The sequence below is a fragment of the Kocuria sediminis genome (genome assembly GCF_009735315.1).
Classification (GTDB): domain Bacteria; phylum Actinomycetota; class Actinomycetes; order Actinomycetales; family Micrococcaceae; genus Kocuria; species Kocuria turfanensis.
Genome location: NZ_WOGU01000029.1, coordinates 1 through 10,704 on the forward strand (window position 1 = coordinate 1; position 10,704 = coordinate 10,704).

Genomic DNA, 10,704 nt, shown 5'->3' on the forward strand with positions numbered 1-10,704 from the left:
CCGCCAGAGGTGTTCATGTAGGTCATCGGCTTGGCCAGCACTACGCGCGGCCCGCCCGGGCGCAACCGGGTCTCGAGCCTTGTGCGCCTTGAAGGACCCGCCGAGCCGGGAGGCCAGCTCGTCGAGGACCATCTGTCCCACGTTGTGCCGGGTGCGGGCGTACTCGGGGCCGGGATTGCCCAGCCCCACCACCAGCCATGCCTCAGACATCGTGCGGCTGCGGAGTCGAAGGCGGTCTAGTTATGCCACGGATGGGGCGGCTCATGAGCCTCTCCGCATCGCGGAGGATCGTGACGAGCGGCAAAGCTCGGGTTTCGCCGTCCGAGGTTACGTCATCGCCGCCGGCGGACTCCTCTGTTGCCAGCGGGAACGGGCCCAACACAGAGCGGCGCCGGTTGTGCCAGCTTTCGAGGTAGTTGAAGATCGCGTTAGCCAGCTTGACCCTCGCTCCCAGCGACGGCGGCCGAGGAGCTCGACCTGCATGCGTGACCGCAGAGATTCCATGAGGCCGCAGTCGTAGCTGTCACCGATCGATCCCATCGAGGGAACAGCCCGGATTGCCTGGCACGCTGGGCGTAGCGCACAGCGACGTACAGCGCGAGTTACATCGGTCGATGCAACACCGAGTTGTTGTAGTGAGGCCCCTTGTGACGGCTGCGGCAGTGAAGCAGCGTATCAGCCCGTCACAGACCCGACGGATGGCAAACGCCGGGTGACACGCATTCGCATCATCCCAATTGTATGCGCACTCCGGATATTCAGCCATTGCGAACAATCATCCATAAAGGCGCAATAGGAACGCCTCCTGCGTACCTGCACCCATCCTCTGTTGAATAAGATGCAAAGCGCCTCTGGAGCATGCCTCGTAAAACACTTTATCCTGAAGGAGCTCTGATAGTGCTGCATGTACCGCATGGGCATTCCCATCCTCAACCACCACGCCCGCGCCGAACTGCTGAATCGTCTCGGCGAGAGCCGCCGATTGATTGACAATCACGGGAATACCTAGACTAAGAGCGCTGACCAAAACATTGCCCCAAGGCTCCTTAACGGATGTTAGAACGAAGACATCTGCACTGTCTAAAAGATCCAGTACTTTTTCAGGGGCCACGGCTCCGACATAGTCAAAATTGGGTAGTGCCCGCGATGCTGCTGTTACGATATCGAGGTCTCCTCCATCTGGCCCCGCAACCACAAATCGGGCGAGTTTAGATTCAGAATCCAGCCAAGCGGCTTCGACAAATGTTCCAACCCGTTTGCGAGGATGAAGCCGGGCCACAAACAGCGCCGTTGGCGACTTTGCTGGTTGGCGCACTCTAGATCGGTCGTGGCCGGGCACGGGATTACCGCAAACGACGTACTCGCCCTTGTACCTAGGGCACCATGTCGCGAGGTCCGCTTTTTCGTGTTCAGTCAGTGCGACGACTACGTCAGCACACCGATACAGCGGCCTGGCAACAATATCAGCAAAGAACTGCTTCAGACCTAGACGTGAAGTCAGCATCCCATGAGGCTGGATTATCAATCGACGTCGGCGAACAATACTAAAGAATGCCGCCACAGCAGGAATCATTTCGCGAGCAAAACTCACATGGACTATGTCCACGCACCCAACTGAACGCCACAGTTGCCGTGCGAGTGCCCACGAGAACATTGACGAGAATCCGCCACTGAATGGAGCTAACGTCTTGACGGGCACAAAAACTTGCTTGTATGGTTGTCCCCGCCTGTAAGGCGCGTCACACGGCAAGCGGCCTGCCAGCATCTGCACTCTATAACCCAGGTCGGCTGCAATTCGACTCTGCCGCGCCGCCGTTTCTGCTGGGCCGCCGTACGCCCCCGTCGAATTCGCCAGGGTAAACACCCTTAGCACTCTATGCACACGCGCATCAGTCTCTGTCGAATCAGGTTCCCGACTGACCCATATTTTCACTTTGATGGAGTCGTGCTTAGAACGATAAATCGCATGAGTAGCCATGGATATTTTGCGCCCCACCGCGCACGAACGCCACACGTTTAATCCCTTACGCCCATGTATTTGCCCGGGATACAATCTAGTCCCCCTCACCCATGGGGCTACATGCAATTGGCCCCCACATCGTGTGCCCAAGTAGTGGACGGACCGTGAAAATCCTAGGACATGTCCTAGTCATTCACGCATCCATGGCGATAGTACCAGAACGCTAGCCTGGAACGTACTGGTGAGACAATTTTTCTTTTATTCAGGTCGCAGTGGATTCCTCCGATCAACAAACCAGACACGAATGACACGACTCCTTTTATGGCAATAACCTCTCTGATAAGCTCCGATTATCCAATTTGCCACTGACAACCCGTAAGTCCCCGACTGAAGCCAGATGCCCCACACAAATCGATATGCGCATATTTTTCATTGCACTTATGCACAAGGCCACGCAGACTGACATTCTGCGCGGGCAGTCTTTATGGGCATACTGCTTCCGGCGATCCGTACGATAGGCCGAGCAGCGGAAAGGAATTCATATGAACCAAATCGAACAATGCGACAGTATTACATGCACCACATAAATGAGCACCATCTATTAGGCACAACGGCGCCCGCCTCAGCATGAATATCGACAATATAGCCGCATTTGCAGATCACCATTTCCCCGCTTGTGCGCTTCAAGAGAGTTCGCCGCAATCAAGTACCGCACGCTAGGCCAACTTGGCGGAGCGTCGTCGCACTGTGTTGTGCATACGCGGTGCTTTTTGATTTATTCTTGCTCGGATCTCGACACTTGCCCTCCGTGGCTCTACGAACGTTCGAGACGAGCGGGCGAAAATACTTTGACCCAGATTGACCACCGAACCGACGAGCAGGATAGCGAATGCAACGGTCGTAGCCATAGACATGTTTTGGAACAGGCTCTCGATGCACCAAGAAACCATCGCCTTACAAAAGTCGAAAAATGCCGGGTTGCTGGCCATCAGTCAATGTATGGGCGCGACTTCTTCAAACGCAATAATGTGGCATGCACACCGTTATGCATGAGGCCCGACTCGGTCAAGATAATCTCCCTTTAAGGATTATCAATTGCCTAGAGTTTGGTGACCATGAAACCTGGCAGAAGCAGCACCGCCCTCGATCGACTCGCATTGAGCTTTTGTCAATATCAATACCCATGTGTTTACACAACTTACCGGGGGCCATTTGAGGCACCGATTTCAGAATGCCGTGATCGCCTTTTTCTCGAGTTGCGTGCACAAGCTCACCTCAGCTCTCCTCCGAAGCGTTCAGGCGAGTCTCATTCCAGTGAGGTAGTCAAGACTCGTAAGTCGTTTGGGTAATCCGTATTTATGCCACAATCCCCAATCCGCGCGCGCCTAGACGGTATGTAGTGACCGCCCGGGTTCGCTGGGGGTTGCGGGCCGGGGCCTCACTCACACAGATTCGTGGGTTACCGAGCAGGGCCGCCTGCTCGGCCTATCCGACATGTGTGGGAGGCCCCGGTGTTTACAGAGCGTACGAGCGTCGGCCTGGATGTGCACGCCCGATCGGTCGCAGCCGCAGCGATCGACGGCGCCACCGGCGAACTGGTCCAGGCGAGACTGACCCCTGATCACGGCCACATCCGCAGATGGATCGGAGACCTGCCAGGGCCGGTGGCGGTGGCCTATGAGGCCGGCCCCACCGGTTTCGGCCTGGCCCGGGCCCTGGGCGCCGACGGCGTCCGGTGTGTGGTCGCGGCCCCCTCGAAGCTGCAACGACCCTGCGGGGACCGCATCAAGACGGATGCCCGCGACGCGGTGCACCTGGCCCGGTTGCTGCGCCTGGACGAGATCACCGGTGTGGTCGTGCCATCCGTGGAGCAGGAGGCCGCCCGGGGCCTGGTGCGGGCCAGGGAGGACTGCCGCGGGGACCTGATGCGCGCCCGCCACCGGGTCTCGAAACTGCTGCTGCGCCACGGCATCGTCTACACCGACGGGGCGGCGTGGACCGGTGCCCACCACGCGTGGCTGGCCCGCCAGCACCTGGGAACACCGGCGACCCGGATGGCTTTTGACGCTGAGCACGAGACCGTGCTGGCCACCCTGGCCCGCCGGAATCGTTTGGATGCGGCGATCACGGCGATGGCCGTTGACTCCGAGTTCACCCCCGTGGTGCACCGGTTGTGCTGCCTGCGTGGGGTGTCCACGCTGACCGGGTTCGGACTGGCGGTCGAGATTGGGGATTGGCACCGGTTCACCGGCAACACCATCGGTTCCTTTGTCGGGCTGGTGCCTTCCGAGCACTCCTCCGGGGCTACCCGGTCGCAGGGCCCGATCACCAAGACCGGCAACACCCACGCCCGCCGGTTGCTGGTCGAAGCCGCCTGGCACCACCGGCCCGCGTATCGGATCGGTGCCACCATGCGCGCCCGCTGGGACAACGCCCCGGCCGCGGCCCGGGCCCGCGGGGACGCCGGCAACCGCCGGTTGCACGAACGCTGGGTACGGATGCTCGAGCGCAAGAAGCGCCCCACCATCGCCACCGTGGCCATCGCCCGGGAACTGGCCGGATGGTGCTGGTCCCTGGCCGTCATGGACGAGGCCGCTGCCGGATAGGCTCCGGCCCCACGAGCTGGCCCACCGGTGCTTCCAGGAGGCAGCGCGTGGAGCGATCCGCGAAACAACTATGAGCAGCACCGCGACCCCGCTGTTGCGGTGCGACGCTCGATCCTAGACAAGCGGTCCGCTCCAGCCGAACACCGTCCTGCGGTACCCAACCCGCGCATATCAGTCTGACCGCGCGTCGTCATCGACACGCTCCCCGGTCAGCACCGGCAGGGTCAACAAGAGGCGCCGTCCGGAAACACTCCGGACGGCGCCTCACCCTGCCCTATTGACAGGAGCCTCTTACATATCAGATGTACCCGGGCAGGACGTTGGTAGCAGGAGGGTGTTTACGTGAGGAGAGCCTCCGGGTGGGGTGTGGCTTGTCGAAGGCCCACATCCACCACGGAGGCTCCCGTGTCCCACCGTAACGCCCGCACCACCGTCCACGGCAGGCTGCTCATCGTCGCCCGGCACCACTCCGGGATGCCCAAGGCGCACATCGCCGCCGCGATGGGGATCCCGCGCAAGTGCGTCGCGCACTGGATCGCCCGCTACGACACTGACGGCGAGGCCGGCTTGCACGATCGCACCTCGCGCCCGCACACCACCCCGACCCGCACGTGCGCGCAGACGGAGCAGCGGGTGCTGGCTCTTCGCGCGGTCACCCGGCAGGGCCAGGACTGGATCGGGCCCGAACTGGGTCTGGCACCGCGCACGGTGGGCCGGATTTTGCGCCGTCACCAGGTCCCGTATCTGCGGGAGCTGGACCCGCTGACCGGTGCGGTGATCCGGTCCTCGAAGACCACTGCGGTGCGCTACGAACGGGAGAACCCCGGGGAGCTGGTGCACATGGACGTGAAGAAACCCGGGAGGGTTCCCGACGGCGGCGGCTGGCGGGCCCACGGGCGTGGGTCCGCCAGCATCGCCCGGGACCGCAGCACCCGGGTCGGCTTCGACTACGTGCACTCTATGGTCGATAACCACTCGGGGCTGGCCTACTCCGAGATCTTCGCCGATGAGAAGGGCGCCACCTGCGCGCAGTTCTCGGCCCGGGCCGCGGCCTACCTCGCCGATCACGGGATTCACCGGATCGAGCGGGTGATGACCGACAACGCCTGGGCCTACCGGAAGTCATTGCGCGCAGTCGTCGAGACCCTGGGTGCCAAGCAGGTGTTCATCCGACCGCGCTGCCCGTGGCAGAACGAGAAGGTGGAGCGCTTCAACCGCACCCTGGCCACCGAGTGGGCCTACCGGCAGGTCTTCGCCAGCAACGTCGCACGCGCTGCGGCTCTTGTCCCCTGGATCGCGCACTACAACACTGAAAGACGCCACAGCGCACTCGGCGGACACCCGCCGGTCAGCCGCCTGCAATCAACCTCATGGCCGGGTACACCTAGACGGTATGCAGTGACCACTCGGGTGACTTCGGGCTTGCGTGCGGGGGCCTCGCTCACTCAGATTTGTGGGTTACCGGGCAAGGCCGCCTGTTCGGCCTATCCGACATGTGTGGGAGGCCCCGGTGGTTATAGAGCGTACGAGCGTTAGCCTGGATGTGCACGGACGATCGGTCGCAGCCGCGGCGATCGACGGCGTCACCGGCGAACTGGTCCAGGCGAGACTGACCCCTGACCACGGCCACATCCGCAGATGGATCGGGGGCTGGCCGAGCGGTAGCGGTGATCTACGAGGCCGGTCCGACCGGCTTCGGTCTGTCGCGGGCCCGGGTAGCCGACGGGGTCCGGTGCGTGGTCGCGGCCCCGTCGAAGCTGCAATGACCCTCCGTGGACCGGCTCAAGACCGATGCCCGCGACGCTGTGCACCTCACCTAGCTATGCGCCTGGACGACATCACCGCGATGGCCGTTCCCGGGGTGGAACAGGAAGCCGCCCGGGACCCGGTGCGGGCCAGGTAGGACTGCCGGGGAAATTCGATGCGCGCTCGGCACCGGGTATTGAAGTTGCTGTTGCGCCACGGCAGCGTCTACACCAGCGGTGCCGCCTGCACGGGAGCCCATCATGCATGGCTGGCCCGCCAGCACCTCCCCACCCCGGCTACCCGGGTGGCCTTCCACACCGAGCACGAGACCGTGCTGGCCACCCCGGCCCGCCGCCACCGGCTCGATCAAGCCATGACCGCGATGGCCGCCGACTCCCAGTTCACCCCAGTGGTGCATTGGGAGTGCTCTCTGCGCGAAATGTCTACCCTCACCGGGTTCGGCATGGCCGTGGAGATCGGCGACTGGCACAATTTAACCAGCAACACCATCCGCGCCTGCCCCGGGCTGATGCGCTCCGAGCACTCCCCCGGAGCGAGCAAGCACAAGGGCCGGACACCCAAGACCGGAAACACCCTCACGCCCGCCGGTTGTTGATCGAAGCCTCCTGGCACCACTGCCCCGCCTATCGGATCAAGGCCACCATGCGCGGCCCGGTGAGAAAACGCCCCGGCCGCGGCCCGGGCCCGTGGGAACGGCGGCAACTGCAGGTTGCAGGAGCGCTGGGTGTGGATGCTCCAGCGCAAGAAACGCCCCGCCATCGCCACGGTGCCCATCGCCCGGAAGCTGGCCGGGTGGTGCGGCTCGTTGTCTGTCACGGACCAGATGAGGGGCGAGGTCGCCGCCGGATAAGCCCCGCCCACGAGCCGGCCCACCTGTGCTCCCAGGGGGCAACGCGTGGAGCGATTCGCTCCAGCCGAACACCTTCCTGCGGTACCCAACCCGCGTATGTCAGTCTGACCGCGCGTCGCCACCGGCACGCTCCCCGGTCAGCACCGACAGAGTCAACATGAGGCGCCGTCCGGAAGTCATCCGGACGGCGCCTCACCCTGCCCTCTTGGCTAGAATCCCCTACTTATCAGTGTTGTGGGTCCTGAGGTTCTTGGCGCGTGTGCGGCGATGACGTAGAGAATGGGCTCCTCGTCACAGAAGGGAAGTTCTTACACCGTCCGTCCGAGCGAGGGAGCCTGTTCTTGACCCACGTTAATGCACCCCTGACCCCGACCGGCCGACTGCGCATGGTGTTGCATCTCCTCGACGAGAGGGTCCCAGGACCCACATGGCCGCTGTGTTCCCGATCCGCCAACCTACGGTGGAAACCTGGGTGGCCCGCTATCTCGAGTCCAGCGAAGCCGGGTTGGTCGATCGCCCCTCGCCCCCGCTGTGCCGCAGCACCCACACCCCGGCGGCGGTCGTGAAACTCATCGAGGTTCTCCGGCGCCAGCGCAAGTGGTCGACCCGGCACATCCACTGTCACCTGATCCACCGCGCCGTGGCACTCAGCCCACGCACCGTGGGTCGGGGGCTCTCCCGTCGGGGAATTTTCGGTCCCGCAACCCTACCCTAATGGGGAGAATTCCCGCAGGACCCCGGGACGGATCCGTGCGGCCTGGGCTGAACACATGGTGCATCTTGATGTGAAAAAGGTCGGGCGAATCCCCGACGGCGGCGGCTTGCGGGCCCACGGCCGCGGCACTGCTGCCGCGAAGGTGGCCAAGCTCCGGCCGGAGGGAAGGTCGCCTACACCTACCTGCACTCGGCCGTGGACGGCTTCTTGAGTCTGGCCTACATCGGGGCTTTCGCCGACGAGGAGGCGATGACGACGATCGGGTTCTTCTGCCGGGTGAGGGCGCTCTTCGCCGCCCGCTGCCTCCCCCGGCCATACCGCGTCGTTGCGGACAACGGCGCGAGATACAAGGCCCTATGACTATCCAATGACGGGTTCAGTGGAGGCTGTCAACGCCCAGTAAATGACCCCTTAGCGCCGGGTTGACTCCGTCAGAGTAGAGGATGCACCTAGCCACCGTGCCGCGGCGGGTCAATGTGCTGTAACGGGTTCGGCCCGCCGCAGGCAGACGGACTGCTGGGAGGACCCGAAGCAGGCAAGTCACCGCGACGGGGATTCCGTCGGCGACCAGGTCGAGAACCAGCGGAGACCATCTTTTTTTGGGGGGTACCTCGTCGGGCGTTGACCGCCGCAGCCCGACACAGGATCTGACTCTCCATCTCAAGGAAGCGACTGCGCCGCTCCAAGCCCCGCGATTCCTCCGTCTCGGCCCTAGTAAGGCGGGGGCGAACATCGTCGTCGACATCGGTTCTGCCGAACCATTCGTGCAAGTGGCTTCTTCAGATCCCATAACCGCCGGCCATCTGCGACCGCGAGGCTCCATGTTTGCGGGTCATCGCCACCACATCGCGGCGGAACCTCGGGACAGGGCTTGAATACTGCATGCTCCTCACCGCGAGCCCCACAAATAAGGAGCCAAGCGAACCCGGGCCTGTTCCACGACATGTGGTACCAGGCAATGGCGGCCCGAAACAATACGGTCTTCCCAAGAAGAGAGCCAACAACTCTGGCATAGAGCTCCGACACTTCCGCATCTAGGGCCGTTTTATACGTGGCCTTTCATTTCGCACCTGAACATCTCTGTGAATTTGCTTTCGAAACGCGCATGCTACGCCATAGACACCATACCGGCCAGGAAGCAACGGGAGATCCCATGCTCCTGGAGCGTGCACTAAATGTCCACCGAAGGTCTTCTTGAACTGACTAAATCCGTACCACTTATGTTCCGGTCCAGCGTTCGGAGGGGCCGATCCCCAGAAGTCGAATTTAGTCAATCCTTTCGCCTTCGCGTCCAGAATGATGCGAACTAGAAGAGGTTTACCCGCGTTGAGTTTACGGTGTTCGAAGTCCATGGCAGAGTGCACATAGCTGCGGGTATCATTTGTATCAAATACCAACATGGCCCCAATAGGATTTTCGTTCAGCCAGGCGACGTACAAAATAGCCATCCCGAGAGGCATCATAGTCTGCGCTTGGCTGCGTAAATACTCGTCGTTGCGGCGGGCAAATCCGCCATGAGCAGCAACTGCATCATAAAATGGAAGGAGAATTCTAAGATCGTCGGGGTCTCTTGATGCAGTAAAGGTGACGCCCTTTTTGTGTATATTGCGGTAAAGTGTTCGATTGGTCGCGTCCATGTCCTGGAGGATGGACGATACATCTTGAGTTAGGTCGATAATGCGCGTGTAACTCGGTCTTTCCTGATGAGGAGAGCGCCGAAACCCACGGCGGCGCAGAGAGTCTTCTGGAGATTCAGGCCCATCGGTAATGGCTATTGCATCCGGTTCTATACGAATAAACCAACACTTGTGCTCCCGCGCTGTGCGCGTCAGGTGACTCAGTGCAAATTCAAAAGCTGAGGGAGTCGTTGCTTCAGGACCGTCAGGGCAGTACAGGTAGGGCCAGGTGTTGCCACCCATTCGAATGGCTACATACCGCCATCCATCCCCGGACGCTTCAAACACGGAGTATCCGAGCCGCCGATGAAAAGCCGCCCATGCCGACGTCTGGTGCAACTGAGCCATGGGCTCACTATACGGGCGAAAAGGGTGCGCTGATGAGGCATCCATTATGTGACTGGGCGCGACGACCCGGGACTGCTGCACCGATAGGTGACAGGTGGGGTCTCATGCCGCGGGGGTTACAGCGGGCTGCATCGCGGTCTCTTACTCGATAGGGGTCAACCGCCCCAGGCGGGCCTGCCGCCGGCGGCGGTGGTAGGTGCGCTCCGTCCAGGCGACGAGCGCAATCCGCAGCTCGTTGCGGGTCGCCCAGGACCGCCGGTCGAGGACGTTTTCTACAACAGGGCGAAGAAGCTCTCCATCGCGGCGTTGTCCCCGGCCGCCCCTAGCTTGTCCATCGAGTCGACTAGGTCGTGCCGGTTCGAGGCGCGGACGAATTACCGTGCACGAGATCCCGACCCGCGGTCCGAGTGAACGATGCAGCCGGCCGCGTCATCGCCGTGTGCCACTGCGTTGTGCTGCGACCAGACCGCCATTCGGGCCTTATCCGCGAGCCGATGGAGTAACTGACGATCCGCCCGGAGAAGACGTCCTTAATCGCGCACAAATAGAGCCTGCCCATGGCAGGTCATATGCTCGGTGACGCCGGTCAGCCACAGCTGGTTCGGTCCGCCGGCGGTGAAGTCTCGGGCGACGAGGTCATCGTGCACGGGTCGGCCCGGCTTTTCCCGTTCTTCCCCTCGCTTCTTCCCTCGTTGCTTCCCGAAGGCCGACCATCAGCGGTCGCCTCGGCAGATCCGCCACGCGCTGCGCTCACACATCACTTCGCCGACGTCCTTGGCCCC

At 62.2% G+C, this 10,704-nt stretch carries 6 protein-coding genes and 3 pseudogenes; 5 read left to right on the top strand and 4 right to left on the bottom strand.

The window, feature by feature from the left end; all coding sequences use genetic code 11:
* A pseudogene (locus tag GMA12_RS17875) lies at positions 1 to 210 on the bottom strand (aminoacyl-tRNA hydrolase); the annotation flags it as partial.
* A gap of 565 nt (positions 211 to 775) precedes the next feature.
* Complete coding sequence (locus GMA12_RS17880; RefSeq protein ID WP_162460039.1) at positions 776 to 1,864, bottom strand: glycosyltransferase; 1,089 nt, start codon at positions 1,862 to 1,864, stop codon at positions 776 to 778.
* Between the two features lie 1,607 nt (positions 1,865 to 3,471).
* Between GMA12_RS17880 and GMA12_RS17885 the strand changes: the two genes are divergently transcribed.
* From GMA12_RS17885 to GMA12_RS17905, 5 genes and pseudogenes are all read left to right on the top strand, one after another.
* The gene (locus GMA12_RS17885) at positions 3,472 to 4,566 is read left to right on the top strand and encodes an IS110 family RNA-guided transposase (protein WP_162460040.1); all 1,095 of its coding nucleotides are present in this window, start codon (positions 3,472 to 3,474) and stop codon (positions 4,564 to 4,566) included.
* Positions 4,567 to 4,971: 405 nt separating this feature from the next.
* A pseudogene (locus GMA12_RS17890) lies at positions 4,972 to 5,934 on the top strand (IS481 family transposase); the annotation flags it as partial.
* Between the two features lie 574 nt (positions 5,935 to 6,508).
* Positions 6,509 to 6,928, top strand: coding sequence for a hypothetical protein (locus GMA12_RS19130; RefSeq protein WP_240898954.1), 420 nt, complete (start codon positions 6,509 to 6,511; stop codon positions 6,926 to 6,928).
* Positions 6,929 to 7,610: 682 nt separating this feature from the next.
* Positions 7,611 to 7,898: a helix-turn-helix domain-containing protein gene (locus GMA12_RS19650; RefSeq protein ID WP_156270846.1), complete on the top strand. Its 288-nt coding sequence runs from the start codon at positions 7,611 to 7,613 to the stop codon at positions 7,896 to 7,898.
* Between the two features lie 207 nt (positions 7,899 to 8,105).
* Complete coding sequence (locus GMA12_RS17905; RefSeq protein WP_156270847.1) at positions 8,106 to 8,258, top strand: hypothetical protein; 153 nt, start codon at positions 8,106 to 8,108, stop codon at positions 8,256 to 8,258.
* Positions 8,259 to 8,932: 674 nt separating this feature from the next.
* On the opposite strand, the gene GMA12_RS17910 is transcribed toward GMA12_RS17905, so the two are convergent.
* Together GMA12_RS17910 and GMA12_RS19135 are read right to left on the bottom strand one after the other, a co-directional pair.
* Complete coding sequence (locus GMA12_RS17910) at positions 8,933 to 9,922, bottom strand: lipid II:glycine glycyltransferase FemX (RefSeq protein WP_156270848.1); 990 nt, start codon at positions 9,920 to 9,922, stop codon at positions 8,933 to 8,935.
* Between the two features lie 141 nt (positions 9,923 to 10,063).
* Positions 10,064 to 10,635 (bottom strand): annotated as a pseudogene (locus GMA12_RS19135) (DDE-type integrase/transposase/recombinase); the annotation flags it as partial.
* Between the last annotated feature and the right edge of the window lie 69 nt (positions 10,636 to 10,704).

Excerpts from the sequence above, each read along its gene's own strand:
- GMA12_RS19650 (WP_156270846.1), top strand. The coding sequence starts at position 7,611 with ATGGCCGCTGTGTTCCCGATCCGCCAACCTACGGTGGAAACCTGGGTG.
- GMA12_RS17910 (WP_156270848.1), bottom strand. The coding sequence starts at position 9,922 with ATGGCTCAGTTGCACCAGACGTCGGCATGGGCGGCTTTTCATCGGCGG.